Source organism: Phyllobacterium sp. NPDC097923 (assembly GCF_044760925.1).
GTDB lineage: Bacteria > Pseudomonadota > Alphaproteobacteria > Rhizobiales > Rhizobiaceae > Phyllobacterium > Phyllobacterium calauticae.
This window is the reverse complement of the sequence record NZ_JBIWBL010000001.1, coordinates 1,088,573-1,114,004: the sequence shown is the minus strand read 5'-3', so window position 1 is coordinate 1,114,004 and position 25,432 is coordinate 1,088,573. Positions and strand designations below refer to the sequence as shown.

General features: G+C 61.2%; 33 protein-coding genes. 18 read left to right on the top strand and 15 right to left on the bottom strand.

Going from position 1 to position 25,432, the window contains the following annotated elements:
- Positions 1-87: 87 nt before the first annotated feature.
- Entirely contained in the window at positions 88-498 is a 411-nt protein-coding gene (locus ACIQWS_RS05630) for a hypothetical protein (RefSeq protein WP_403171959.1), read from the bottom strand.
- 15 nt (positions 499-513) lie between these two features.
- Positions 514-1,797 (bottom strand): LysM peptidoglycan-binding domain-containing protein, encoded by a 1,284-nt coding sequence (locus ACIQWS_RS05625; RefSeq protein WP_403171945.1) that lies wholly within the window; start codon positions 1,795-1,797, stop codon positions 514-516.
- 174 nt (positions 1,798-1,971) lie between these two features.
- Between ACIQWS_RS05625 and ACIQWS_RS05620 the strand changes: the two genes are divergently transcribed.
- Both ACIQWS_RS05620 and ACIQWS_RS05615 read left to right on the top strand, forming a co-directional pair.
- Positions 1,972-2,577 carry a TIGR00730 family Rossman fold protein gene (locus ACIQWS_RS05620; protein WP_223611260.1) on the top strand — a complete coding sequence of 202 codons (606 nt, stop codon included), beginning with the start codon at positions 1,972-1,974 and terminating at the stop codon, positions 2,575-2,577.
- Positions 2,578-2,596: 19 nt separating this feature from the next.
- On the top strand, positions 2,597-3,607 hold the full coding sequence (locus tag ACIQWS_RS05615) for a CorA family divalent cation transporter (RefSeq protein WP_346307972.1): 1,011 nt from the start codon (positions 2,597-2,599) through the stop codon (positions 3,605-3,607).
- Here ACIQWS_RS05615 and rarD read toward each other — a convergent pair.
- From rarD to cysS, 4 genes are all read right to left on the bottom strand, one after another.
- Positions 3,604-4,557, bottom strand: a complete 954-nt coding sequence (gene rarD, locus ACIQWS_RS05610; RefSeq protein WP_403171853.1) for an EamA family transporter RarD — start codon at positions 4,555-4,557, stop codon at positions 3,604-3,606. The two genes, ACIQWS_RS05615 and rarD, sit on opposite strands and share 4 nt — an antisense overlap.
- A 113-nt stretch (positions 4,558-4,670) precedes the next feature.
- Entirely contained in the window at positions 4,671-6,308 is a 1,638-nt protein-coding gene (gene cimA / locus ACIQWS_RS05605) for a citramalate synthase (protein WP_346307971.1), read from the bottom strand.
- Entirely contained in the window at positions 6,281-6,775 is a 495-nt protein-coding gene (locus tag ACIQWS_RS05600) for a GFA family protein (protein WP_403171816.1), read from the bottom strand. The genes cimA and ACIQWS_RS05600 overlap by 28 nt, the downstream gene beginning before the upstream one ends.
- Complete coding sequence (gene cysS, locus ACIQWS_RS05595; RefSeq protein WP_403171804.1) at positions 6,772-8,229, bottom strand: cysteine--tRNA ligase; 1,458 nt, start codon at positions 8,227-8,229, stop codon at positions 6,772-6,774. Before cysS ends, ACIQWS_RS05600 begins: the two co-directional genes overlap by 4 nt.
- A gap of 385 nt (positions 8,230-8,614) precedes the next feature.
- Here cysS and ACIQWS_RS05590 point away from each other — a divergent pair, with 385 nt between their 5' ends.
- A complete protein-coding gene (locus ACIQWS_RS05590; protein WP_158531317.1) occupies positions 8,615-8,779 on the top strand; it encodes a hypothetical protein in 165 nt (54 codons plus the stop codon).
- Here ACIQWS_RS05590 and ACIQWS_RS05585 read toward each other — a convergent pair.
- Both ACIQWS_RS05585 and ACIQWS_RS05580 read right to left on the bottom strand, forming a co-directional pair.
- The gene (locus ACIQWS_RS05585; RefSeq protein ID WP_403171791.1) at positions 8,756-9,370 is read right to left on the bottom strand and encodes a LysE/ArgO family amino acid transporter; all 615 of its coding nucleotides are present in this window, start codon (positions 9,368-9,370) and stop codon (positions 8,756-8,758) included. The two genes, ACIQWS_RS05590 and ACIQWS_RS05585, sit on opposite strands and share 24 nt — an antisense overlap.
- Before the next feature lie 41 nt (positions 9,371-9,411).
- Positions 9,412-10,176, bottom strand: coding sequence for an SOS response-associated peptidase (locus tag ACIQWS_RS05580; RefSeq protein ID WP_403171776.1), 765 nt, complete (start codon positions 10,174-10,176; stop codon positions 9,412-9,414).
- Between the two features lie 125 nt (positions 10,177-10,301).
- On the opposite strand from ACIQWS_RS05580, the gene ACIQWS_RS05575 reads away from it, so the two are divergent.
- From ACIQWS_RS05575 to ACIQWS_RS05560, 4 genes are all read left to right on the top strand, one after another.
- Entirely contained in the window at positions 10,302-10,733 is a 432-nt protein-coding gene (locus ACIQWS_RS05575; protein ID WP_403171762.1) for an NUDIX hydrolase, read from the top strand.
- Positions 10,734-10,818: 85 nt separating this feature from the next.
- Positions 10,819-11,187 carry a TIGR02301 family protein gene (locus ACIQWS_RS05570; protein WP_403171754.1) on the top strand — a complete coding sequence of 123 codons (369 nt, stop codon included), beginning with the start codon at positions 10,819-10,821 and terminating at the stop codon, positions 11,185-11,187.
- Between the two features lie 103 nt (positions 11,188-11,290).
- Positions 11,291-11,548, top strand: coding sequence for a hypothetical protein (locus tag ACIQWS_RS05565; protein WP_105736147.1), 258 nt, complete (start codon positions 11,291-11,293; stop codon positions 11,546-11,548).
- Between the two features lie 22 nt (positions 11,549-11,570).
- Positions 11,571-12,425, top strand: coding sequence for a hypothetical protein (locus tag ACIQWS_RS05560; protein ID WP_346308175.1), 855 nt, complete (start codon positions 11,571-11,573; stop codon positions 12,423-12,425).
- On the opposite strand, the gene ACIQWS_RS05555 is transcribed toward ACIQWS_RS05560, so the two are convergent.
- Positions 12,422-13,201: an AraC family transcriptional regulator gene (locus ACIQWS_RS05555; protein ID WP_403171736.1), complete on the bottom strand. Its 780-nt coding sequence runs from the start codon at positions 13,199-13,201 to the stop codon at positions 12,422-12,424. The genes ACIQWS_RS05560 and ACIQWS_RS05555 overlap by 4 nt on opposite strands.
- 96 nt (positions 13,202-13,297) lie before the next feature.
- Between ACIQWS_RS05555 and ACIQWS_RS05550 the strand changes: the two genes are divergently transcribed.
- The 4 genes from ACIQWS_RS05550 to ACIQWS_RS05535 all read left to right on the top strand — a co-directional run bounded on the left by ACIQWS_RS05550 (position 13,298) and on the right by ACIQWS_RS05535 (position 15,354).
- On the top strand, positions 13,298-13,552 hold the full coding sequence (locus ACIQWS_RS05550; RefSeq protein WP_346308177.1) for a hypothetical protein: 255 nt from the start codon (positions 13,298-13,300) through the stop codon (positions 13,550-13,552).
- 9 nt (positions 13,553-13,561) lie between these two features.
- Positions 13,562-13,954, top strand: coding sequence for a hypothetical protein (locus tag ACIQWS_RS05545; protein ID WP_346308178.1), 393 nt, complete (start codon positions 13,562-13,564; stop codon positions 13,952-13,954).
- A 94-nt stretch (positions 13,955-14,048) separates the two neighbouring features.
- Positions 14,049-14,501: a carboxymuconolactone decarboxylase family protein gene (locus ACIQWS_RS05540; protein ID WP_403171708.1), complete on the top strand. Its 453-nt coding sequence runs from the start codon at positions 14,049-14,051 to the stop codon at positions 14,499-14,501.
- 55 nt (positions 14,502-14,556) lie between these two features.
- On the top strand, positions 14,557-15,354 hold the full coding sequence (locus tag ACIQWS_RS05535; protein WP_403177514.1) for a sigma-70 family RNA polymerase sigma factor: 798 nt from the start codon (positions 14,557-14,559) through the stop codon (positions 15,352-15,354).
- Positions 15,355-15,387: 33 nt separating this feature from the next.
- Here ACIQWS_RS05535 and ACIQWS_RS05530 read toward each other — a convergent pair whose 3' ends face one another.
- Together ACIQWS_RS05530 and ACIQWS_RS05525 are read right to left on the bottom strand one after the other, a co-directional pair.
- Positions 15,388-16,047, bottom strand: coding sequence for a DsbA family protein (locus ACIQWS_RS05530; RefSeq protein WP_403171694.1), 660 nt, complete (start codon positions 16,045-16,047; stop codon positions 15,388-15,390).
- Positions 16,048-16,230: 183 nt separating this feature from the next.
- Complete coding sequence (locus ACIQWS_RS05525; protein ID WP_346306871.1) at positions 16,231-16,572, bottom strand: hypothetical protein; 342 nt, start codon at positions 16,570-16,572, stop codon at positions 16,231-16,233.
- Positions 16,573-16,758: 186 nt separating this feature from the next.
- On the opposite strand from ACIQWS_RS05525, the gene ACIQWS_RS05520 reads away from it, so the two are divergent.
- Entirely contained in the window at positions 16,759-17,547 is a 789-nt protein-coding gene (locus tag ACIQWS_RS05520; RefSeq protein WP_403171670.1) for a PhzF family phenazine biosynthesis protein, read from the top strand.
- Here the strand turns inward: ACIQWS_RS05520 and ACIQWS_RS05515 are convergent.
- Positions 17,535-18,872, bottom strand: a complete 1,338-nt coding sequence (locus ACIQWS_RS05515; RefSeq protein WP_403171659.1) for a dihydroorotase — start codon at positions 18,870-18,872, stop codon at positions 17,535-17,537. The two genes, ACIQWS_RS05520 and ACIQWS_RS05515, sit on opposite strands and share 13 nt — an antisense overlap.
- 76 nt (positions 18,873-18,948) lie before the next feature.
- Here ACIQWS_RS05515 and ACIQWS_RS05510 point away from each other — a divergent pair, with 76 nt between their 5' ends.
- The 6 genes from ACIQWS_RS05510 (at position 18,949) to ACIQWS_RS05485 (ending at position 22,844) form a co-directional block, all read left to right on the top strand.
- A complete protein-coding gene (locus ACIQWS_RS05510) occupies positions 18,949-19,800 on the top strand; it encodes a YgfZ/GcvT domain-containing protein (RefSeq protein WP_403177512.1) in 852 nt (283 codons plus the stop codon).
- A 12-nt stretch (positions 19,801-19,812) separates the two neighbouring features.
- On the top strand, positions 19,813-20,445 hold the full coding sequence (locus tag ACIQWS_RS05505) for an HD family hydrolase (RefSeq protein WP_346306874.1): 633 nt from the start codon (positions 19,813-19,815) through the stop codon (positions 20,443-20,445).
- Between the two features lie 9 nt (positions 20,446-20,454).
- Complete coding sequence (locus ACIQWS_RS05500; RefSeq protein WP_403171649.1) at positions 20,455-20,976, top strand: tyrosine phosphatase family protein; 522 nt, start codon at positions 20,455-20,457, stop codon at positions 20,974-20,976.
- Positions 20,973-21,938, top strand: coding sequence for an NrtR DNA-binding winged helix domain-containing protein (locus ACIQWS_RS05495; RefSeq protein ID WP_223611280.1), 966 nt, complete (start codon positions 20,973-20,975; stop codon positions 21,936-21,938). Before ACIQWS_RS05500 ends, ACIQWS_RS05495 begins: the two co-directional genes overlap by 4 nt.
- Positions 21,939-21,947: 9 nt before the next feature.
- On the top strand, positions 21,948-22,454 hold the full coding sequence (locus tag ACIQWS_RS05490) for a cupin domain-containing protein (protein WP_403171623.1): 507 nt from the start codon (positions 21,948-21,950) through the stop codon (positions 22,452-22,454).
- A gap of 99 nt (positions 22,455-22,553) precedes the next feature.
- Entirely contained in the window at positions 22,554-22,844 is a 291-nt protein-coding gene (locus ACIQWS_RS05485) for a HigA family addiction module antitoxin (protein WP_403171611.1), read from the top strand.
- A gap of 3 nt (positions 22,845-22,847) precedes the next feature.
- On the opposite strand, the gene panB is transcribed toward ACIQWS_RS05485, so the two are convergent.
- Genes panB through nadC form a run of 3 tightly spaced genes read right to left on the bottom strand, consistent with a single transcriptional unit; the run spans position 22,848 to position 25,416 of the window.
- On the bottom strand, positions 22,848-23,663 hold the full coding sequence (gene panB, locus ACIQWS_RS05480; RefSeq protein WP_403171591.1) for a 3-methyl-2-oxobutanoate hydroxymethyltransferase: 816 nt from the start codon (positions 23,661-23,663) through the stop codon (positions 22,848-22,850).
- Between the two features lie 26 nt (positions 23,664-23,689).
- Complete coding sequence (gene panC, locus ACIQWS_RS05475) at positions 23,690-24,535, bottom strand: pantoate--beta-alanine ligase (protein WP_346306878.1); 846 nt, start codon at positions 24,533-24,535, stop codon at positions 23,690-23,692.
- Entirely contained in the window at positions 24,532-25,416 is an 885-nt protein-coding gene (gene nadC, locus ACIQWS_RS05470) for a carboxylating nicotinate-nucleotide diphosphorylase (protein WP_346306879.1), read from the bottom strand. The genes panC and nadC overlap by 4 nt, the downstream gene beginning before the upstream one ends.
- Positions 25,417-25,432 lie beyond the last annotated feature (16 nt).

Genomic DNA, 25,432 nt, shown 5'->3' with positions numbered 1-25,432 from the left:
AGACGATATAATTTTCCAATGCAAGGGTTAAAGCAGGTCATCCATGCCATGCGGGTGCGGTTTTGGAGCATATACGACGCTCAAGCATCAGAAAAAGCCGTCGAGAAATGCCGCCGTGCGATCCGAAATTCCAACGATCTTGTCGGTTGCCTGGCGGTAGAACTTGAAGTTGAGTTCCGTACCGGGCTCACCATCTTTCCAGTCGGTCAGATGCTTGAGGTCCCGCCTGCCCAGCGGCCGCACGGCAAGGGCATTGCGCCGGATCACAACGCTGACACGCGGCGTTTGCCTGATGACGCCGCTCGTCCTGGCGACGGCTTCGGCTGAGATGACGACACCGCGCGCGACAAGTCCCTGCCCGCCCCCGTTCTCGCTGGCGAAGAGAAAGACCGTGTCACCGGCTGCGATATGCTTGCCGCCATACATGGTCTTCTGCGCGGTGAATGCGAACATTTCCGCCTGCGGATCGCGAATCTCGGCTTTGATCGCGAATGCCACCCGTCCGTCCTTACGCTATTGCGGCGCCGGCTTGTCCTTTTCCGGCAATGAAAAGACCTGTCCGGGGAAAATCCTGTTCGGGTTCTGGATCTGCTCCTTGTTGGCCAGATAGATCGTCGTATAGCGCATACCCGCACCGTAGGTCCGGCGCGAAATCGTCCACAGATTGTCGCCGCGCCGGATGATGACCGAACCATCGACATTGCGAAGCGGCTTGGCCGTATCGGTGCCCGACGCCTGTTCACTGCCGGCAGCCGGGGCTGCTTCGGTCGAAGCCTGCGGCGTTGCCGCCGGTGCGGGCGTTGCGGATGGCGCGACGGCCGACACGCGCTGGCCCGCCTCGCGCTTGAACGGCACGGCGGCGCGGGCAATGACGGTCACGCCGTCTTTTTCCACCATGTCCGCACGGATGATGTAGTCGCCCACGGGCAGGTCGCGGGTTGTCTGCACGAGAAAGTGGCCATCGGCGCCCGTCTTGGTCGAGCCGATGAGATTGTCATTGGCATAGACCTTGACCGTGTAGCCGGCATCGGCAATGCCGGCGATGAACAGTTTGCTGCCTTCGATCTCCACTGCTTCGACAACGATGCGGGCCTTGGCGGCGGGCTGCTTGGCAGGCTTGTCGCCGGTGGGAGCCGCTGCTGCCGCCGGCTGGTTGGAAGCCGCCTGACCTGCCGGAGCTTCCGGCACGGTGATCAGCCGGCTCGGCTGGCCGGATTGTTCGACAAGCGCCAGGACCTGCCCCGATTTGGTTTCTGGGATGGAGACGATGGCGGTTTCCAGCGATGTCATGGCGCTGCCATCGGGTGCCGTCGAGCGCAGGACCAGCTGGTAATCGCCGGGCTTCAGGGGATCATCGAGGACGATGACGAAGTCGCCATTGGGCGACGCCTTGGTGGTTCCAAGAATATCGCCGCGCGCCAGAAGGTCCACCTTGGCATTGTTGGCAGCCTTACCCGCCAGAACGATCGTTCCCTTGGGGTCCACGCGCAGCACATCGAAGGTTGGAGCACCCGGCTTGCCCTCGGCTGCTTCAACCTGCGGCGTCACCGTGCCTGCGGCTGGCGCGGCAGCCGGTGCCGTGGTGTCGGCGGAAGGCGCAGCCGGAGCTGCAGCTTGCGGCTGTTCGGCCGGTTTTGCAGCGGGCGTTTGCGCGGCTGGCGCAGGTGCGTTTCCGCTCGCCGTTACGGCCGGCGCATTGGAAGTCGGCTTACCCGGAACGAACCCCAGATAGGCAGCAGCCAGCCCCACGGCGACAACAACGCCAAACCCCAATAGTGCAAACTTGTTCTTGACCATCGATCCCCAACCCTTTTGTTCTTTTTGCTCTAGCGCCTTTTCCGGCTCGCCACAAGAAAACCGTTTAGATTCAGCCTCATTCTTTGTGATTATTCTACCAGATTCGCAATTCGAGGCTTTTGTCGCATCCGCAGCGGCTTGACGTTTCACCGCACAGAAGGCACCACTTTTCAAATGAGCAAGATTCAATCCATCTGCGTTTACTGCGGCTCGTCTCCGGGCCGCGATCCGATTTACAAACAGAGCGGCAGGATGCTGGGCAAATCCATTGCCGAAAACGGGCTTGAGCTGGTGTATGGCGGCGGCACGAAGGGCATCATGGGCGCCGTGGCCGACGGTGTCATGTCGGCGGGCGGCAAAGTCACCGGCATCATTCCAAAGTTCCTGATGAACAAGGAAGCCACCGAGCATGCGCTCGGCCAGCTGTCGGAACTGGTTGTCACCGAGGACATGCACGAGCGCAAGCACAAGATGTTCGAGCGCTCCGACGCCTTCGTCACCCTGCCCGGCGGCATCGGCACGGTAGAGGAGATCGTCGAGATCATGACCTGGGCGCAGCTCGGGCGCCACCGCAAGCCGATGGTGTTTGCCAACATCAACGGGTTCTGGAATCCGATGCTTGCCCTCATCGATCACATGAAGGCGGAAGGCTTCGTGCATACGTCACATTTGGTCAATCCGCTTGTGGTAGAACGCCCGGAAGATATCGTTCCGGCGATCCTCAAAGCAGCCGCAAGAGGCGACCGGGACGGCGACGAAGCGATCATCGAACGGCTGTAGCCGGAAGGAGCGGGATTTCATGGTTCAAACGCTGAGCTTAGATCCCGCCCCCGACGCCAAGCTTCTCCCCCAGGACGACTTCGTCATATCCTACCGCTTCGGCAGCGACGGCGCCTTGCTGTCCGAACCCGCCGCCGCAACGGACAAGGCATGGACCTGGAAGAGTTATGCGCTGGCCGATGCGCGTGCCCGGCGCAGCCTCGAAGCGGACAAGAGCCTGCCGGACAGCGTGCGCGAGGCCTTTCTCTCCTCCGGCGATCAATGCCAGATCAGCTTCGAAGACGGCTGGCTGTTCGGTGAACTGCCGGATCTGCAGCACGAGCACTACGGCGACCCGCGCGAGCTCGGCTATTTCCGCTTTGCCTTCGACAGGAACCTGTTCATCAGTGGCCGCAGGCACCCGCTGCAATCGGTGGATGACGTGCGTCAGTCGATCATCCGCGGCAAGACCAAGCCCGCCTCTCCGATAGCGCTGTTCAACGCGATTTTCCGGCGCTTTCTCGACCTGCTCAAGGCCGAGATCAACCGGCTTTCGGAAACGCTCGATTCCATCGAGGACCACATCGTCAGCGAAAAATGGCAGGGCGAGCGCGAGCGGCTGGTGCCGGTGCGCCGCCAGATCGTGGTGTTTCACCGCTATCTCACGGCTGCGACCAGCCTGTTCCGCCATATCGACCATGCGGACCGCCGCGCCCTGCCGGAAGATCTGGACGATCTGATCGAAGGCCTGTCGATCCGCGCGGCAACGCTGCATGCGGAAGGCGAACAGCTGCAGCAGCGCGCAAGGCTGCTGCAGGATGAACTGCTGGCCAAGATGACCGATCAGTCCAACCGTTTTCTCTACGTGCTCTCCGTCATGACCGCCGTGCTGTTGCCGAGCAACGTCATTACCGGGCTGTTCGGCATGAACACGCCGGGCCTGCCCTTCGCCAACAGCGCGCATGGCTTCTGGGTGGTGGCGCTGCTCGCCGTGATCATTTCAGCCATGGTCTACCTGATCGTCCGCAGGATCGGCGGATCAGGGCGTTAGGAAAGCTTCGCCTTGCGCGATTCATGCAGCATCGACCAGGTGTAGATCGCCAGCGCCGCCCAGATCAGCGCGAAGGCAATGAACTGGCTGTTGGAGAACGGCTCCTTGAACACGAAGATGGCGCACAGGAACACGATGGTCGGCGCGAGATACTGCATCAGGCCGATGGTGGTATAACGCAGGAGTTTTGCGCCAAAAGCGTAGAGAATGAGCGGAATGGCCGTGGCCGGACCGGCAAACAGGAGAAGGCCGATATCATGGCTGCCGCCATTGACGAAATGGCTCGTGCCCTGCGCCACGGTCCAGGCAATGAAGCCAAGCGAGGGAATGGACAGGATCAGCACTTCCAGCATGAAGCCTTGCGTCGGGCCGATGGGCAAAGTCTTGCGGAAGAAGCCGTAGAAACCGAAGCTGAAGGCGAGAACCAGCGATATCCACGGCAGGCCGCCGGATGAAATGGTCAGGAGCACGACCGCGCAGGCCGCAAGGCCGACCGCCACCATCTGCGGGCGCGTCAGCTTTTCCGACAGGAAAATACTGCCGAGCACCACGTTCACCAGCGGATTGATGTAATAGCCGAGCGCCGTGTCGATGGCGTGCCCGGCACCGATGGCCCAGACATAGGTGCCCCAGTTGATGGTGATCAGCGTCGCCGTCAAGGTGGCCATGGCCAGCATGCGCGGCGTTGTCAGCGCGGTTCTCAGATCGTCGAAACGGCCCAGCCACCACAGCACGGCACCGGCAATGGGAACCGACCAGACGATGCGGTGTGCCACCACCTCCAGCGCCGGCATGTAAGCCACGGCTTTCAGATAGAACGGCAGGATGCCCCACAGCAGATAGGCGGAAAGCGCAAAGATAAAGCCTTTCCTGCCGTCGGACATTCCCGGCCCTGCTTCTGCTGCGATTGTCCCAGCCCCAAGGCCGCTTTGATTGATCTGTTCACTCATGCGGCGATGCTCTACGACTACAGGCCGGAAACGTCTATCGAATTCGGCTGATCATCCCATCAACGCCCTTGATGATTTGGGATCAATTTCATCCAAAAATCGAGAAAATCGGCTCACTCGGCAGCGATTTTGCCAGCGAGATCGCGATTTTTCATCAATTTGTAGACGATTGAGTCCATCAGCGCCTGAAACGAGGCATCGATGATATTGTCGGAAACGCCCACCGTCCACCAGCGCACATTGCTGGAATCTGTCGATTCGACCAGAACCCGGGTGATGGCTTCCGTGCCGCCATTGAGGATACGCACCTTGAAATCCGCCAGCACCAGGTCGTCGATCTCGTGCTGGTAGCGCCCCATGTCCTTGCGCAAGGCCAGATCGAGCGCATTGACCGGGCCATGCCCTTCCGCCACGGACATGCGCTGCTCGCCATCAACCTCGACGCGGACCACGGCTTCGGAAACGGTCTTGATATTGCCATTGGCATCGAAGCGGCGTTCGACCATGCAGCGGAAGGATTCGACCTTGAAGAATTCCGGCACCGTACCGAGCGTGCGGCGGGCAAGCAGCTCGAAACTGGCATCGGCGCCCTCATAGGCATAACCCTCAGCCTCATGCTCCTTGACCAGTGCGATCAGCGTATCGAGGCGCGGATCGTTTTTTGCAACGGGAATGCCGCGCCGCTCCAGCTCATTGATAAAGTTGGATTTTCCGCCCTGATCGGACACCATGACCTTGCGGCGGTTACCGACAGTCTCCGGCGGTATGTGTTCGTAGGTCGCCGGTTCCTTGATCAGTGCCGAGGCGTGAATGCCCGCCTTGGTGGCAAAGGCCGACGCGCCGACAAAGGCGCCTTGCGCATTGGGCGCACGGTTAAGCAGCTCATCGAAACTGCGCGACAGGCGCGACAGGCCCTTGAGCTTTTCGGCGCTGATGCCGGTTTCGAAGCGGTCCGACCAGGCGGGCTTGAGCGCCAGTGTCGGGATGATGGTGATCAGATTGGCATTGCCGCAGCGCTCGCCGATGCCGTTGAGCGTGCCCTGGATATGACGCACGCCCGCATCGACGGCCGCGAGCGAATTGGCAACCGCCTGCTCCGTGTCGTTGTGGGCATGGATGCCGAGGTGATCGCCGGGGATGGCTTTGGTGACGGCGCGGACGATCGCGCTGACTTCACCGGGCTGCGTGCCGCCATTGGTGTCGCACAGCACCACCCAGCGTGCCCCGGCCTCATAGGCGGTCCTGGCGCAGGCCATGGCATAGTCCGGATTGGCCTTGTAGCCGTCGAAGAAATGCTCGCAATCGACGATGGCTTCCTTGCCCGCCTCGACCGCCGCCCGGACGGAGGCATCGATGGATTCGAGGTTCTCCTCGTTGGTACAGCCGAGCGCGACACGGACATGGTAGTCCCAGCTCTTGCCGACAAAACAGACGACATCGGCCGAAGAGCCGATCAGCGCCGCCAGCCCCGGATCATTGGACACGGAGACACCGGCGCGCTTGGTCATGCCGAAAGCGGCAAACTTTGCCCGTTTGGTGCGCTTTTCCGCAAAAAAGGCCGTGTCGGTCGGATTGGCGCCGGGATAGCCGCCCTCGACATAGTCGAGGCCGAACTCATCGAGCATATCGGCAATGACTTTCTTGTCTTCGACCGAAAAATCGATGCCCGGCGTCTGCTGCCCGTCGCGCAACGTCGTGTCGAAGAGATAAACGCGTTCTTTTGTCACTTGCCCGCCACTCCCAACGGCCATGCATCCGTATCATGATCGGGATGCTGGTTGGAAACCATTGTCTTTAAAAACTCGATTGATTCAGGATCGCCATCGGACCTGTGGCCAGGCAACCGACTGAGTTCATCGACATAGGGCAGCTTGTCTTCGATGCCCCATTGCACGAGCGGCGCCAGTTCCTCCGGATGATCGAAGGCGCCGATGGCCAGCGCGACGCCGTCGGGCGCCTCGTAGGTCAGGGGCGTGCCGCAAGCGGCGCAGAAGCCGCGCTGGACGTGATTGGACGAGCGGAAGCGCTTTGGCGCGCCGCGCGTCCACTCCAGGTGCGCCGTCCTGGTGGAAACCAGCGGCGCATAAAAATTGCCGAAAGCCTTCTGGCACATGCGGCAATGACAGATGGAGGTATCGGTCAGCGCACCTTCAACGCGGAACCGCACCGCGCCGCACTGACAGCCGCCGCTATAGACAGGCCTGTTATCAAGACTCACCGTTTCACCTCCCAGGTTGTCACGCGCTCACCGGTCTGCGGGTCCTTGCCGTCCTTCAGCTGGATGCCCTGCTCCAGAAGCTCATTGCGGATGCGGTCTGCCTCAGCGAAGCTTTTTGCGGCAAGTAGCGACAACCGCTCGCTGATTTTGGCATCGAGTTCCGCCTTGAAGGCGTCGGACAGGCTGGCGGCGGTTTGACCCGCCACATCCACGCCCAGCAGGGCAAATGCCGCGTGGTAATCCGCCGGGCTGACCGAACCGGATTTGCGGATCGATGCCAGCCAGTTGATCAGGCTCGGTGTCGCCAGATCGTCCGACAGGATGGTGATCGCATCGTCCGGGATCGTGCCAACAGGCGCATCGCCGACATATTCGCGCGCCTTGACCAGGATGTTCTCCGCTTCCTCGAGCCGGCTGACGGTGAAGTCGATCGGCTCGCGGTAGTTGGTCATCAGCATGGCGAGGCGCAGCACTGCGCCCGGCCATTTGCGATCGCCGAAGGTTGTCGTCTGCAACAGCTCGTTGATGGTGAAGAAGTTGCCGGCGCTCTTGGCCATCTTCTGGCCTTCGACCTGCAGAAAACCGTTGTGCATCCAGATATTGGCCATGCGCTCGGTCCCCAGCGCGCAGCACGACTGGGCGATCTCGTTCTCATGGTGCGGGAACACCAGATCGATGCCGCCGGCATGGATATCGAAAATGTTCTTCATCGGATCGTCGCAGGTAAGACCGCCGCCGAAGGGCTCGAGCAGCTTGGCCATCGCCATGGCGGAGCACTCGATGTGCCAGCCGGGACGGCCAAGCCTTTCGATGCCCGCGGGCGACGGCCAGCCGGGTTCATCCGTCTTGGACGGCTTCCACAGGACAAAATCCATCTCGTCGCGCTTGTAGGACGCCACGTCAACGCGGGCACCGGCGAGCATGTCATCGGCGGAACGGCGGGCGAGCAGGCCATAGCGCGGGCCCTTGCGGGCATTCATCGCCGAAGGGGAAAACAGCACATGGCCGTCGGCGACATAGGCGACGCCCTGCTCGACCAGCCGGTCGATCATCGCCACCATTTCCTTGATGTAATCTGTGGCGCGCGGCTGGTCCGACGGCTCGAGATTGCCGAGCGCCGTCACATCCGCCTGAAACTGCGCATTGGTCTTGTCGGTGACGATCCGGATCGCCTCGTTAAGCGGCAAGCCGGTATAGTCGCGCGCCGCACGGGCGTTGATCTTGTCATCCACGTCGGTGATGTTGCGCACATAGGTCACCTGCGCCTCGCCATGGAGATGACGCAGCAGCCGGAACAGGACGTCGAAGACGATCACCGGGCGGGCGTTGCCGATATGGGCATAGTCGTAGACGGTCGGACCGCAGACATACATGCGCACGTTTTTCGGATCGATCGGCACAAAGTCTTCCTTCGTGCGGGTGAGCGTGTTGTAGAGGCTCAGGGTCTGCGGCATGTCTTTGATCTCAAATTCGGGTTGCAACGGTAAAAACGCATATCACGGCGCTGGTCTGGCGACCGGTGCGTTTCACATCTTTGGAGCGAATTTTGAGACGAAAACGGCCGGGGCCAGCGAAGCGCTAGCTGATGATAATCCGACAGGTAATAATCGTTACGGACGACGTTTTCATGATTGCATTTATGATTGAGCCGGGGCGCAAGGTCAAGCGCAACTTGCCAGCCGCCGGGTGTGGCAAATTTATCGGGTTTGAACTGGTTAATCGAAATTAACCGGAAAGCCCAAAATCCTCCCGGAATGTGCCTTTTTTCCGGCGGAATTGACCGGGATTCCTGCACCCCAGAACAGAGGGGAATTGTCCCCGCGACACAGGACCGGACACATGACCAACACTTCCGTAGCGGCCAAAGCCCGCGACACCGTTTTCGCCGATCATCTGGCCGCACAATACCGTGCGATTGGCCCGGCCGCCGTTCAGGCCGCCGTTTTGACCAAGCCGCGCCAGCGGCCGCTGCTGACCGTTTCAACCGTGCAGGAAACGGACTAACAGACTGAGGGCGATCCCGGCCATGACAAGGCCGATCAGGACGTCCAGGACACGCCATGCGGCCGGCTTGGCAAAAACCGGCTGCAGCAGTCTCGCGCCATAGCCGAGACCGAAGAACCAGACGAACGAGGCGACCGCAGCTCCGGCGCCATAGGCCGCGCGGTTGGCGCCTTCAAAACGCGCCGACAGGCCGCCCAGCAGAACCACCGTATCCAGATAGACATGCGGATTGAGGAAGGTCAGCGCCAGAACCGTGGCAATGGCCGCCTTCAGCGAGCCCCCGCCCGAGCGCGCCGCCTGCATGGCCTCCGGCTTGAGCGCCCGGCGAAACGCCACCGATGCATACCAGAACAGGAACGCCGCACCGCCAAGCGTGACCATCGAGATCAGCTTGGGGGACTGGGCAATCAGCGTGCCGAGACCGGCAACACCGGCGGTGATCAGCAGCGCATCGGACAGGGCGCAGATCAGGGACAGGATGAAAACATGCTTCTGCAAAAGCCCCTGGCGCAGAATGAAGGCATTCTGCGCGCCGATGGCGATGATCAACGAGGCACCGAGAAGGAAACCGGACAGAGCGGCGGAAAACATGGGAAAATCCTGAAATCTGAAGGAGAGGCTTGGATGGACTGTCAGAACAGCTTCATCTGATCGTCGGACTCCGGCGGCTTCTGCCGGAGCGGTTTTTTGACCTCAAAAGCCCCTTCGGCCACCCGCTCCTGAATGTCCGGGCCCATATTGGCAACCTTGTTGACCTTGTCGGATACCGGTATCGCCTCGAAAAAGTCCGGCTGGGCCGGTTTCAGCAGATCGGCGACATGGCGCGGCTCCTGGGTCTTGCAGTCGAGCCAGCGGCTGAAATCCTTGGGTTCGATGACGACGGGCATGCGGTCATGGATGGGGCGCAGCGTTTCATTGGCGCTGGTGGTCAGGATGGCGCCCGTGTCCATTTCCGAGCCTTCCGCATTGGCCCATGGCTCATAAAGGCCGGCAAAGGCGATGACGCCGCCATGCTTGGGACGAATCCAGAACGCCTGCGACTTGTTCTTGCCGTCGCGGCGCCATTCGTAAAAGCCCGACGCGGGGATGAGCGCGCGGCGATGCCGCATGGCGGTCTTGAAGGATGCCTTGTCGATGGCGGTTTCCGAGCGGGCATTGATCATCAGCGGATAATTGGCGGTGTCCTTGACCCAGCCGGGAATGAACCCCCAGCGGACCAGCAAAGCCCGCCGGTCGGGGCGGTTGCTGCCGGGCGGCGGCGTTTCGCCCGAGACGATCATCAGCACCGGCTGTGTCGGCGCGATGTTATAGCGGGCCGGAAAGGCCTCGACATCCATCAGCCCCATCAGGGCTTCAATCTCTTCCGGGGTTCCGAGGAGGGCAAAACGTCCGCACATGCAATGAGAGCCTATTTGAATTGGAACGGCGATCATCCGGTTTTTCGATGCCGGGTCAAGGTGGAGTTTGCAAGATGTCGAACCACGCTCTTGTCAAAGCTCCCACCGCGACATACCCCTGACATATGGCACAGATTCCGCTTTCCCCCGATGTTGACGGCGTTTCAGCCGTCTGTATCCGCAACGAGGCTTTCCTCCTGGTGGAGCGCGGGCGCGAACCCGCCAAGGGCTGGCTGGCCTTCCCCGGCGGGCGGCGTGAAGACGGAGAAGCGCCTGATAGCGCCGCCATCCGCGAACTGTTCGAAGAAACCGGCATCCGCGCGACGGAGGTGTCCTATCTCGACACGGTTGTCTTCGATTATTCGACCCCGGAATTTCCCGCCCCCCGGCCCTATCGCCTCGCGGTTTTCCTGGCGCACGATCCTGAGGGCGAGGCCATTGCCGCCGACGACGCGGCGGCGGTCCACTGGCTGAAAGTCGAGGAAATGGCCAGCTTTGATGTCACCGCCAGCGTGCTCGACATGGCCCACGCCCTGGCGCAAGGCTTCAAAAGTTGAGGGTATTGCCGCATTGCGCCTTGAAGACGCCTTGCTTTCCAGCCACAACCGTCTACAGGGGATTCCACCGCCATAGGGTTCGTACGTGCGCCGCAGAGCATTGATATCAGCATTTCTGTTGGCGATCGTCAGCGCGGGTCCCGCCCACGCGGTGGACCCATTGTATGAAACAAAGCTGATCCGGCTGGCGGAAATTCTCGGCTCCATTCATTCGCTGCGCAACATCTGCGGCGAAAAAAGCAGCCAGTGGCGCGACCGGATGGATTCGCTGCTGGCGGCGGAGAATCCGGACCCTGCCCGCCGGGCACGGCTGGTGGCCAGTTTCAACCGCGGCTACCGGACGTTTACCGAGACCTATACGGCGTGCACGAGCCAGGCGATTGCGGCGATTGACCGCTACCAGACCGAAGGAGAAAGGCTTTCTTCGGAGATCATATCGGGCTATGGAAATTAACCAGGCTTTAACTGTTGAAGCCAAAGGACCGCATTTTAAGCAAAACGTATGGTATTGTTTAGCGGCAGTTTAAGAATTGGCTTCGGCCAAGGATGGTATAATCATGAACATGACATCGGCGGACCTTGATAAGTTGGTTGCAGAAGAAAAAAAGCTGGTTGCGATCGAATATCAGAATGAAGTCTGGGCAGATGGCACTCTTGAAGGTATCGAGCCCGAGATCATGGCCGAAGCTGCATTTGCGACCGCGCTGACCGAATTGATCCGGGATAACGGCGAAGTGTCCGCGCTGGCCTTGCTCGAAGTGCTGCGCGAACGTATTTCTGCGGGTGAATTCTCTTCGAATCGCGTCCTGCAATAATTCAACGACCGGGTGATCCTGCATGCTCGACAAGCTCGCTTCCGCTTCCGTGATCGCCAGAACAGGTTTTCTAGCGGCAGTCCTTTGCGCCTGCGCTGTTCCTGCCTATGCCGCCGGACTGGACAAGCCCGTGCAGCTGGCGCTCAGCGAGATCAAGAAGGAAGAGCTGCCGAAGGCCACTGAAACGGCTCCGGCAAAGCCCGAGGAGAAGGCACCGGCGGGCACTGCCCCGACGGCCCCTCCAGCCGCTTCCGAAACCAAACCCGCCACGACAACACCGGAAAAGCCCGCCGCCCCTGCCGCAGCGCAGGAAAAGAAGGCGCCCGAGGCACCCGCTGCCAAGGAAAACGATGCGGCTGGTACGCCGCGCAGCAATCCGGCCCTGCCGAACGTGCCGGAAGGCTCCCCGCCGCCGCACGTGGAATATGATGTCACCAAGCTGCCCTTCCCGGTGCAGAAGATGCGTGAGCTTATCATTGCCGCCGCCAAGACCGGTTCGCTGGAATCCCTGCGGCCGCTGATCGGCTCGGGCGACGACATGACGATGCTGTCGCTCGCCGATACGGACGGCGACCCGATTGCCTATCTGAAGAGCCTTGCCGGCGACACGGATGGACAGGAAATCCTCGCCATCGCCATCGATATCCTCAATTCAGGCTATGTCCATCTGGATGCCGGAACCCCTGATGAGCTCTACGTCTGGCCGTATTTCTTCGCCTACCCGCTCGACAAGCTCGATGCCAAGCAGCGCGTGGAACTGTTCCAGATCGTCACCGCCGGGGACTATGACGAGATGAAGCAGTTCGGCACCTATGTGTTCTACCGCCTCGGCATTACGCCGAAGGGCCGCTGGCGCTTCTTCGTCAACGGCGACTAAACCGGACCATTGGCGAAATAGCGCGTGGGCGTGACCCCGAACACGCGCCGGAACATGGCAATGAATGCGCTGATATTGTTGTAACCGACATCAAGCGCGACTGTGGTGACCGCCTGCCCCGCTGCCAGCAATTCCAGTGCCCGCATCAGCCGGGCGCGCTGGCGCCATTCGGTAAAGGTGAAACCCGTTTCAACCACGAATTTGCGCGTCATCGTCCGGGCGGGAATACCCGCCCAGTCGGCCCAATCCTCGGCCTTTCGCTCGTCGAGCAGATTGCCGGTAAAGGCATGGGCGATGCGCACCAGCCGCGCATCCGCCGGCATCGGCAGCCCGAGATCCTCATGCGGCAGGCTGGCGATCTCATCGAGAATGACGCGCGCAATCCGCTCCTGTCCCTGATCAAGCACCTCGCCCTTCCAGCCAGCCGCCCGACTGACCGCCTCGCGCAGCAGTCCGGAACTGCGCAGGGTGCAGGGAATGACGGGGAGCATCGCGCATTCCGGCTCCGCCACGTAGACGCTCCAGCCGAAATAGGCCCCATGCGACTGCAGCGAATGCTTGTGATGCGGCGGTATCCACACCGCGTGGATGGCGGGAACGACCCATTGCCCCGCTTCCGTTCCAATCGTCAACAGGCCGGTGCTCGCCCCCAGCAGCTGGCCGCGCGCATGGGCGTGGACGGCAACGCACCGTGGAGCACTCCTCTCCTGCTTGCCCGCAATGATGATCGGGCCTTCGGACGACATGGCTTGTTCCGGGGTGATGAAATAGCTCATTTTGGCCTCAACACCGTATTCATTGGCATAGATACGATAGCAGCGCCAACGTGTCGTGGCTAGTTTGCTCGCATGATTTTTGCCAAGGAGACGACGATGCGTGCCCAGGACATTTTGCCCGACAATATCAACCAGGTGGAGGTCAACGACGTCGCCGTGCGCAAGGGGACGGTCGGCGCCTTCCTCATCAACGCACGGCTCTGGCTGAAACCCGGCGCAACCGCCGAGGAGCGTGAGCTGACCGAACAGGACATTCTAGATGCGCTGCCCGCACTGGTTGCATTGGGTCTGTTTGACTTCTTATCTATCCGCGATCCCAAACTCAGGGAATTCGTCGCCATGCACCTGTAGGAGACAACGATGCTCATTGATCTCAAGGAATTTCCGCTTGTCTATTTGCGTGCCGACCAGGACAGCAGCGAAAGCCCGGAAGCGCAGATCAGGGCGCTGTTTGCCCGCGGCGAACGCTTCGTCATGATCGCCGATCATTCGCCCGACGATCATCAGGAGGAGCCGCACGAGCAGCGCAAGCAACGCTCGCAGGTGCTCAAACGCTTTCGCGACCAGCTGGCACGCTGGTGTGCCGGCGCCATCGTCATCGAGAACAAGGGGCCGGTGGCAAAGCCGATCAAGCTCGCCTCCCAGGCGTTCGGCCATGCGTTCGGCGTTCCCTTTGCCTTTGTCAAAGACGATGCCGCCGCACGGGAAACCGCCCACCGCATCCTTGTGCCGCAGGCTTTTCCGCTCGGCTGAAAAATAATCCGAAAAATTTACGGGACATGTCACATCCGGCCTTTCCATCTCGTCTTGTGTGCAGGCAACGCAATGCCGCACAAGGAGATGACTGATGAAAGCCCGATTGATTCCCTATAGCTACGCCATCATGAAGCCAATGCTTGACATGGAGGACGCCGTTGTCAAAAGCGGCCTCGAACACAGCCTGATCGAACTGGTCAAGATGCGCGCCTCGCAGATCAATGGCTGCGCCTACTGCCTCGACATGCATTCGAAGGATGCGATCAAGCATGGCGAGACGGTGCAGCGCCTGGTGCTGCTTGATGCCTGGCGGGAATCGCCGCTTTATAGCGACCGTGAGCGCGCCGCGCTCGGTTGGACCGAGGCACTGACACTGGTTGCGCAAACCCATGCGGACGACCGCGACTTTGAGCCCCTCAAGACGCAGTTCACCGAAGAGGAGATCGTCAAACTGACCATGCTGATCGTGACCATCAACGCCTGGAACCGGATTTCCATCGGCTTCCGCTCCGTCCATCCGGTAGACAAAGCCCGTGCAGCCTGACGCGACGGAAACATTCAACCGCCTCCGGCCCCGGCTGATCCGCATTGCCTATCGCATGCTCGGTTCAGTCGCGGAGGCGGAAGACGTCGTGCAGGAAGGTTTCATCCGCTGGCACGAGGCCGACCGGTCGCAGGTGCGCAGCGCGGAAGCCTTCCTGGTGCGCACCATATCGCGGCTTTGCCTCGATCACCTGAAATCGGCGCGCGTGCGGCGGGAGACCTATGTGGGAAGCTGGCTGCCCGAGCCGATCTTCGACCCCAGCGAGGAGGAAACCGACAGCGATATCACCCTCACCCTGATGATGGCGCTGGAACGGCTGTCGCCGCTCGAACGCGCGGCCTTCCTGCTGCATGATGTGTTCGGCCAGGATTTCAATCAGGTATCGGAAGCCATCGGCCGCGATCCGGCAACCTGCCGCCAGCTTGCCAGCCGCGCCCGCGCCCATGTGCAGCAGGCAAAACCGCGTTTTCCCGTGTCCGATGCCCATGGCAAGGATATTGCAACGGCCTTCTTCAATGCCTCGCGCAGCGGCGACATGCAGGCCCTGCAGGCGCTGCTCGCCGACGATGTCACGCTCTACACCGACGGCGGCGGTATTCGTCCTTCGGCGATCAATCCCGTCTATACACAGGACAAGGTGTCGCGTTTCTTTGCCGGTATTGCGCGCCGGGCGGAATACCACAAACCGCCACTGTTGCGTCAGGGACTGATCGACGGCCTTCCCGGCTATATCACCCGCGAAGCCGACGGTCTGCTCCAGACCACCGCCCTCGAAATCGAGGACGGAAAGATCAAGGCGATCTACATCGTGCGCAACCCGGAGAAGCTGGGCCGTATCGCCGTCGCCAATTGATCTTGTGTCAGCAGAGGCGATCCCCCGCGCGCCCTACCGCGCGGCTTGCAACGCGCTATCGATGATCGCCGACATCTGGGCCACCGAAAGCGCGCCGACATATTTCCTGCCATTGACGAAAAATGTCGGCGTGCCGGTGACGCCGAACTCCTTCAGTGCGCGTTCCCGGACGGCGTTCACCTTGTTGAGGAGCGCCTGGTCGGCCAGGCAGGATTTGAATTCCTGCTCCGACAGCCCCGCCAGCCTGGACGTCTGCTGCAGATAGCCCATGATATCCTTGGTCTCGATCCACTGCCGCTGATGCCCGAACAGCGTTTCGATGAAGGGGTAATAGCGCTCCTTGGTCACGCAGCGCGCCAGCATGAAAATGCCCGTGGAGCGCGGCTCCAGCGGCAATTCGCGAAAGATGAGCTTCGCCTTGCCGGTGCTGATGTATTGCTGTTTGATGACGGGCAGCGTCTGTGCGGTGAAATCCGCGCAATGCGAGCAGGCCATGGACGCGTATTCAACGATGGTCACGGGCGCATCGGCATTGCCAAGGACCATGTCCTCAAGCGGCCCCTGCTGCATGAGTTTGGCCACATCAACACTGCCGACAGGCGCAGGAACAGCCTCGCCGGCAGCCATCGCCGGGATGGCCATGGAAAGGGCGGCGGCAGCGGACATCAGGAGCGTATCACGACGGTTTGGCATCTTGCCTCCCTACACAATCTCATAACCAGCCCAGATGCCGGCACGCGACGACTGGTCCGGGAGACATAATCAATCGCGCGCTCACGCGCAATCAGCTGGCGCGGGAAACCACCGCTTCGATTCCCGTAATTGAACCGCGTGAAACGATATCATGCCCAAAAGGTCAGAAAGGCCGCATTTCACTTATCTGCCAAATCCCCCGCTGCGCGGAGCCGGATGCGTCTTGTCGCAGTCGTTCCAGCCACTGCTTGATACGGTAAAACTCCCCACCGGCGTGCTGTAATGGCAATCCGTTCCGAGCTTGACGCCGTCAACGCCGCGTGTGACCCCCACCAGCGTACCGGAATATCCGCTTGATTTGGCCGTCGTCTTTGAAACGGAACTATGCGACGAACTGCTCTTGCTGCTGCCTCCCGATTTCTTGGATCCACCCGATAACTGCCCCTTGGAGATGCCATGATCGCTGTCAAGATTGCCGCCGCCACCTGACACAAATTCAATTTCTTCCGCAGTCAATTCACGCATGATTATTTCCCCGTTGAAAATCGACAAAATCAATCCGTTTTCAAAGGAAACACGAGCAGCAACCTGTGTCTATGCTACTTTCGGAGAGGTTTTCGTTGTGCAAGGCGTTGTTTTTCAACGCCCGAATTGACCTGCCGAAACATCGCGCTCACGATAGGTGCACCTCTCACCCCACGGAATCATCCCATGCCAGAATTCACGATGTACCAGGTCGATGCCTTCACCAGCGCGCTTTTCCGTGGCAATCCCGCCGCCGTTCTGGTGCTGGACGACTGGCTGCCCGAGGCAACCATGCAGAACATTGCCGCCGAGAACAATCTGGCGGAGACGGCATTCGTGCGGCCCAACGGCAGCGGATGGGACCTGCGCTGGTTTACCCCGGTGCACGAGGCGCCGTTCTGCGGCCATGCCACACTGGCGACATCGCACGTGCTCGCGCATGAGCTGGGCATTGACGGTCAGCTGGTGTTTGAAACGCAGGTCGGCACCTTGCGCGTCGATCGCAGCAATGGCGGATATCAGCTTGATTTTCCGAGTTTTCCGCCTGAGATCCTGAGCGAGATTCCAGCGCCTTTGCGGGCCATTTTCGGCAAAGGCGAGGTCAAGGCGTTCCGCAATTTCGAGAACATGTTCGTCGAGCTTGCCGATGAACAGGCGGTTCTCAACTTCGTGCCCGATCTGCCCGCAATCCTGAAACTCGATCCCTTAAGCCTGGTGATCACGGCAAAGGGCAACGAGCACGATTTCGTCTCGCGTTACTTTGCGCCGCTCGCCGGCATCCCGGAAGATCCGGTCACCGGCTCCATTCACGCGACGCTGGTGCCCTACTGGGCGCAGAAGCTGGGCAAGCCGAACCTTTCCGCCTTCCAGCGCTCCAGCCGCGGCGGGCATCTTCTGTGCGAACTGAAAGGCGACCGCGTTCTCATTTCAGGATCGGCGGTCACCTTCATGAAGGCGCAGATTTACCTGCCCTGACCGAGCGCTTCGCCAAACAGCACCGGCTCGCCCTGCGACGGCGTGACGATTTCGCCGTCCCACATGACCTTGATGCCACGCACGATGGTGCCGACAGGCCAGCCGGTGACGATCTTGCCGTCATAGGGCGTCCAGCCCGCCTTGGAGCCAACCTGCGCATTGGTGATGGTTTCGCGCCGCTTCATGTCGACGATGGTCAGATCCGCGTCATAACCGACGGCAATGCGGCCCTTGCGCGCCATGCCGAACAGGCGGTTGGGGCCGTGTGAGCTGAGGTCGACAAACCGCTCGATTGACAGGCGCCCGGCATTGACATGATCGAGCATGATCGGCACCAGCGTCTGCACGCCGGTCATGCCCGATGGTGATGCCGGATAGGGTTTTGCCTTTTCTTCCAGCGTGTGCGGCGCATGGTCGGAGCCGAGCACGTCGACAATGCCCTGCCCGATACCCTTCCAGACGCCATCGCGGTGGCGCGCATCGCGCACCGGCGGGTTCATCTGGATGAGCGTTCCCAGCGTGGCATACTGGCTGGCATCCAGCGTCAGATGGTGCGGGGTGGCCTCACAGCTGGCCACATCCTTGTGCCCGGCGAGGAAATCGATTTCTTCCGCCGTGGAAATATGCAGCACATGGATGCGTGCGCCGGTTTGGCGCGCAATGCGCACAAGCCGCTCGGTGCACTGGAGCGCGGCGATTTCATCGCGCCAGACCGGGTGCGATGCGGGATCGCCGGCAATGCGGTAGCTTTCGCGCTCGCGCAGGCGGAACTCGTCCTCGGAGTGGAAGGCGGCGCGGCGGCGGGTGTTGCGCAGAATGGAAGCCACGCCTTCGTCATCCTCGACCAGGAGATCGCCGGTGGACGAGCCCATGAACACCTTGATGCCTGCAGCGCCGGGCAGACGTTCCAGTTCGGCCACGTCTTTCGCATTGTCGCGCGTGCCGCCAACCCAGAAAGCGAAATCGCAATGCATGCGGTGATTGCCGCGCCTTATCTTGTCTTCCAGCGTTTCCGCCGATGTGGTCAGAGGCTTGGTATTGGGCATTTCGAAGACGGCGGTGACGCCGCCGAGGACGGCCGAGCGCGAACCGCTTTCCAGATCTTCCTTGTGCTCGAGGCCGGGCTCGCGGAAATGCACCTGGCTGTCGACAACGCCGGGCAGAATGTGCAGGCCGGTCGCATCGATGATCTCGCCGGCGGAAGCACCGCCGAGATTGCCGATGGCGGCAATGCGGCCATTGGTGATGCCGATGTCGCGCAATCCGACACCATCCTGATTGACAACCATTCCGCTTCTGAAAATCGTATCGAACGTCTGTGCCATCTGCTTTCCATTCCTGCCTTGCGAACCCTTCCCTTGCGGCTTACGTAACGGGGACAGCAAAGGCAAGGGTGATATGATGCCATCGGCAAACTTAAGCGGCAGAGCGATTCTCGACATAACCGGAGACGATGCGGAAAAGTTCCTGCAGAACCTGATCACCACAGATCTCGACACCCTCAGCGAAGGCGACCTCAAACCCGGCGCGCTGTTGAGCCCGCAGGGCAAAATCCTGTTCGAGTTCCTTGTTTCGCGGTCAGCGGAAGGTCTCGTGCTCGACACGCTGCAAACCTCGGTCGCCGATCTCCAGAAAAGGCTGACGCTCTACAAGCTGCGTGCCAAGGTGCAAATTACCCTGCGGCCTGAATCGGTTATCCGGGTTTCATGGCGCAATGAATCAGGCGCTTCAGACAATGATTCAGGTTTGCACGACCGCCGCTTTCCCGATGGCTTGCATGTCCGCCGCCGTTATGGCGGGGAAACCGCGCCGACGGCGGATGAACTGCAATGGACGGCGCTGCGCATTGCCCATGGCGTGGCGGAAGCGCCGCTCGACTATGCGCTTGGCGATGCGTTCCCGCATGATGTCAATCTCGACCAGATATCGGGTGTGTCCTTCAAGAAAGGCTGTTTCATCGGCCAGGAGGTGGTCTCGCGCATGCAGCACCGCGGCACGGCGCGCCGGCGCATTCTCATTGCCTCGGGCAATGCCGCCCTGCCTGAAACGGGTACGGCCATCACTGCGAACGGGCGAGAGATCGGCACGCTTGGCAGCGTCGTCGGCAATGCCGGGCTGGCGCTGGTGCGCATCGACCGTGTCAAGGACGCCATGGATGCGGGCACGCCGATCCTGTCAGGAGATGCGGTTCTTACCCTTGCCATTCCGCCCGAACACCGCTTTACATTTCCCGTGACGACCGAAGGGGCCTGAGCGGGAGAATCCATGCCGAAACCGGCAGCAGCCAAAACCAAGCAGACCAACGAAACGCGGGCATGGCAGCGCATGTTGTCGGGCCGCAGGCTCGACCTGCTTGACCCCTCGCCGCTCGACATCGAAATCGAGGACATCGCGCAGGGCCTGTCACGCGTGGCGCGCTGGAACGGCCAGACCGTCGGCGACCACGCCTATTCGGTGGCGCAGCATTCCCTCTTGGTCGAGCACATCTTCGGCCTGATCGTTCCCGACGCCAGCACCGAGCACCGGCTGGCAGCACTTTTGCACGATGCGCCGGAATATGTGATCGGCGACATGATTTCACCGTTCAAGGCGGTGGTGGGCGGCGATTACAAGAGCGTCGAGCTGCGTCTGCAGCAGGCCATCCACCTGCGCTTTTCCCTGCCACCAAGCGTATCGCAAAGTCTGCGCGGCCTGATCAAACGCGCCGATGCCGTCGCCGCCTATTTCGAGGCGACGCGGCTTGCCGGTTTTGCCGAGAAGGAGGCCGTGCTTTTCTTCGGGCGGCCGCGCGGAATCGACCCGCAATGTCTCGACTTGACGGCCATGGCCACCCAGAATGCGCAGAATGCCTTTTTGCAGCGTTTTGCTGTATTGGAATCACGACGCCACCAGACATAAGGGCCAGCCATGCCGCATATCATCGTCACTCCCCTTTCCCGGCTTGCCGAAACGGCAACACGGTCCGGCGCACGGGACATGGTGACCCTGATCAACATGGGCACGCCGGTTGAACGGCCCGCCGAAATCGCCGAAGCACGCCACCTGTTTCTCGGCTTCAACGATATCATCGAACCGGCAGACGGCATGACCCCGCCGGGAGCCGAGCACGTGCATAGCCTGATCGCCTTCGGCCGCAACTGGGACCGGCAGGCGCCGCTGCTCGTGCACTGCTATGCCGGTATCTCGCGCTCCACCGCTGGGGCCTATATCACCGCGCTGGCGCTCAACCCCGCGCTTGACGAGGTCTGGCTCGCCCAGACCCTGCGCCGGAACGCGCCTTCCGCCACGCCCAATAGCAGGCTGGTTGCCCTCGGCGACGACATCCTTGGCCGCAAGGGGCGTATGGTCGACGCGATCAAGGCGATCGGCCGCGGCGAGGAAGCGTTTGAAGGCACCCCTTTCATCCTGCCGCTCGCGGTCCAGCCATGACAACCACCGGTGCGCCCAACGCCGTCGAAATCAACCTGAGCGCCGCCATTGCCGCGGTTGCCGACAATGATCCGCTGATCCTGACGACACCGGCCAGCGACGATGCGCAGCGCGATGAACTGCCGTTCGGGCCGTTCAATCCGCTGGCGCACCGCACCTTCGAGACGGGCCTGCGCGAATGGGTAGCGGAGCAGACGCCGCTGCGCCTCGGCTATGTCGAGCAGCTCTACACATTCGGCGACCGCGGGCGGCACAAGACGGCCGAGGACCGTGACCTGCACATCGTCTCCGTCGGTTATCTCGCACTGACCCGGATCACCGATGACAACCGGGAAGCCTTGCGCAAATCCGGCGCACGCTGGCGCAGCTGGTATTCATTTCTGCCGTGGGAAGACTGGCGCGGCGGCAAGCCCGCCATGATCGATGACACCATTCGCCCGGCGCTGTGCCAATGGGCCGAACAGGGCAACTCGCATGCGCGCCTGAGCCGGTTCCGGCTGGCCTTTGGCGACGAGGGCATCGCCTGGGACGAGGAACGCGTGCTGGAACGTTATGAACTGCTGTACGAGGCGGGGCTCGTCACCGAGGCCGTGCGCGACGGGCGCGCCGATCCGCCTGCCCTCACAGGCAATCTCGGCCTGCCCATGAGTTTCGATCATCGCCGCATTCTGGCGACGGCGATTTCACGCCTGCGCGCCAAGCTGAAATACCGGCCCGTGGTGTTCGAACTGATGCCGCCGACCTTCACGCTTACCGCCCTGCAGGAAACCGTGGAAGCCATCTCCGGCCGCCACCTGCACAAGCAGAATTTCCGCCGTCTGGTGGAAGGCACGGAACTGGTCGAGCCGACCGGGGCCGAACAGACACAGGCGCGCGGCCGGCCCGCTGCGCTTTACCGGTTCCGGCACAATGTGCTGGAGGAACGCAGCGTCGCGGGCCTGCGGGTCGGCGGGCGCGGATAGGGAGGGGATATGACCGACAAACCCAGTGCCGTGAACGCCGAAGGCATTTCGGAACCGTTCGCCGTGGAAAGCGTGCCGTGGCAGGACTGGTCGGAAGGCAGTCGGTACGGCTCGCGCTTCCGCTATCTCTCTGCCTTCGGCGGTGCCAGCCATGTCGGCGTTGCGATGGAGGAGCTGGCGCCGGGCATGGAGTCCAGCCTCAACCATTATCACATGCTGGAGGAGGAGCAGGCGCTGATCGTGGCGGGCGAAATGACCCTGAAGCTCGGCGACAAGACCTATCCGGTCAAAACCGGCGATTACGTCTGTTTTCCCGCCGGCCAGAAGGCCGGACATTCCTTCTACAACCACAGCAACGAGCCCTGCCGCTTCCTCATCATCGGCGAGAAGAACCCGCATGACGTGATCGTCTATCCGGAAACCGGCCGGGTCAGCGTCCGCCTGACCGGCGAAGGCTATGACAAGTCGGCGACCATGGAATATTGGCAGGGCGCCGATATGGAACGGAAGGGGTAAGCGCCAGCGTCATATCCTACCAACGCAGAATTGACTGATTGGCTCGATCCAGACAGACTTGCAAAGGTTAAAGATGCCTAAGGAGCCTTGATCGACGTCGTGCCTCATTCAGATCGTTGCCCGTCTCATCCCGGCGCGTTGCTTTATGATATCATTCCGGCGACTGGAAAGACCAAGGCGGAAATAGCTCAACTTCTGGGAATATCGCGCCAACATTTCTATGACATTATCGGCGAGCGCAAGCCGGTGTCCCCAGCCGTGGCGGCACGCCTTGGCAAGGCTTTCGGCGATGGCGCAGCGGTATGGCTGCGGATGCAGGCCGCATATGACGCCTGGCATGCGGAGCGCGAAGTTGACGTCAGCAAAATTCCGACGATCCGCGCCGCATGAATCTTACTTCAGGAGATATACGTTCTCGTCACCCGGAAATGCCCGTGCGCGGACATCATCCGCATAGGCCTTGACCGCCGCATCGATACCGGCGCCGACTGTACCGTAGACTTTGACGAATTTGGGCGGCTTGGGGTTGTAACCCAGCATGTCTTCCAGCACGAGAATCTGCCCGTCGCATTCTTTCGACCCGCCGATGCCGATGGTCGGAATGGGGATTTCCCGGGAAATCTCGGCCGCAAGCGGCTCGACGATGCCTTCGAGCACCACCGAAAACGCGCCGGCATCGCTGACAGCCTTGGCATCCGCCTTGATCAGCGGCCACAGCGCCGTGTCGCGCCCTTGCGTCTTGAAGCCGCCGAGCGTGTTGATCGACTGCGGCGTCAGGCCGATATGCGCCATCACGGGAATGCCGCGTTCGGTGAGAAAGCGGATGGTCTCGGCCATGCGCACGCCGCCTTCGATCTTGATGGCGCCGCAGCCGGTTTCCTGCATCACCCGTGCCGCGTTGCGGAACGCCGCGGCGGGGCTTTCCTCGTAACTGCCGAAGGGCATGTCGACGACAACCATGCCGCGTTTTGAGCCACGCACGACAGCCTTGCCGTGCATGATCATCATGTCGAGCGAAACGCCAAGCGTGGAGTCCATGGCGTAGAGCACCATGCCGAGACTGTCGCCGACGAGCAGGATATCCGCGTGATTGTCGACAATGCGGGCCGTGTTGGCGTGATAGGAGGTCAGCGCCACGATGGGTTCGCCGCCCTTGCGTGCACGGATTTCCGGTGCCGTGACCCGGCGAATGACGATTTCCTGGCTCATCTCGATGCGCTCCCCTCGCGTTGTTGTCAGCCGATCACGCGCTGGTCGATCAGCCGCACCTTGCCGAAGCGCACCGTGAGCAGGATGACCACGGGCTGTTTGAATTTACCCGAGACAGGATCGAGCGTCTGAGCGTCGCGGATATCGACAGCTTCGACGTCACCCTGTTTTTCCGTTTCCAGCATCGTGCGCACCGCGTTGCGGATGGCCGCCACCGAACGCTGCCCTTGTGCCACCATCGCATCGGCAAGATCGAGCGAGCGCGGCAGGATGGCCGCCGCCTTGCGATGTTCCGGCGTCAGCATGGCATTGCGCGAGGAGCATGCGACGCCGTCCGCTTCGCGCACCGTTGCCACGCCGGTGATGACGATGGGCATGTCCAGATCGGCGACCATGCGGCGGATGATCGTCAGTTGCTGATAATCCTTCTCGCCGAAGAAGGCATGGTCCGGCTGCACGATGTTGAACAGTTTCGTCACCACCGTGCTGACGCCGCGGAAATGGCCGGGCCTGATCTTGCCGATGAGGATACGCGAGAGAACCGGGTTTTCGACGATGGTGTGGGCGCCGGCCCGGTAGATTTCGGCCACCTCCGGCGTGAAGACATAATCGACGCCTTCGGCTTTCAGCTTGGCGAGATCGCCGGCCATGTCCCGGGGATAGGTCGACAGGTCCTCGTTGGGACCGAACTGGGTCGGATTAACGAAGATCGACACGGCAGTCACATCGCAGGCGGCGCGCGCTTGGCGCACCAGCGTCATGTGGCCGATGTGCAGATAGCCCATGGTCGGCACAAGACCGATGCTTTTGCCCTTCAATCGTTCCGCCTTGAGGGCGGCGCGCAGCTCGGCGATGGTGGCAATGACTTTCATTTCAGTTCTATGTCCAGTCCGATATCCAGCGTTGGGGCTGCCATGGTGATTTTCGAGGTCGAGATGTAGTCAACACCGGTTTCCGCGATGGCCTTGATCGTATCAAACGCAATATTGCCCGATGCTTCAAGCCTGGCGCGGCCTGCATTGATTTTCACCGCCTTTTCAAGCAGTTCCGGCCCCATATTATCAAGAAGAATCACATCGGCATTGACGGACAATGCCTCATCGAACTGGTCGAGGCCATCCACCTCCACCTCGATCTTGACGAGATGTCCGGCATAGGCCCGCGCCGCCAGAATGGCCTTGGCGACACCGCCCGCAACCGCAATGTGGTTGTCCTTGATGAGGATCGCGTCATCGAGACCGAAACGGTGGTTGGAACCGCCGCCGCACTTCACCGCATATTTGGCGAAAGTCCGCATTCCGGGAATGGTCTTGCGCGTGTCACACACCCTGGCATGGGTATGGGCGATCAGGTCGGCAAAGCGGGCGGTATAGCTGGCGATGCCGCTCAGATGCATCAGGAAATTGAGCGCCACGCGCTCGGCCGACAGGATGGCGCGGGCATTGCCTTCGATAATGGCGATGATGTCGCCGGGTTTCACCCGCACGCCGTCCTTGACCAGGGCGGTGAATGTCACGTCGGGATTGATCAGGATGAAGGCCTTGCGGGCAAATTCCATGCCGCAGATCACGCCGGCCTCGCGGCTGGACAGAACCGCCTTGGCGGTCGCGTCCTCGGGAAGCGTGGCATTGGTGGTCAGATCACCGGCGCGCCCGAGATCTTCAAGCAGGGCGGCGCGCACGGCGTCGTCGATCAGCAGTCCCGGCAATGAGGGGGGAAACGCCTTTTGCGCTACAGTTGCTTTTTGAGACATATTCATCTGCTCTCTC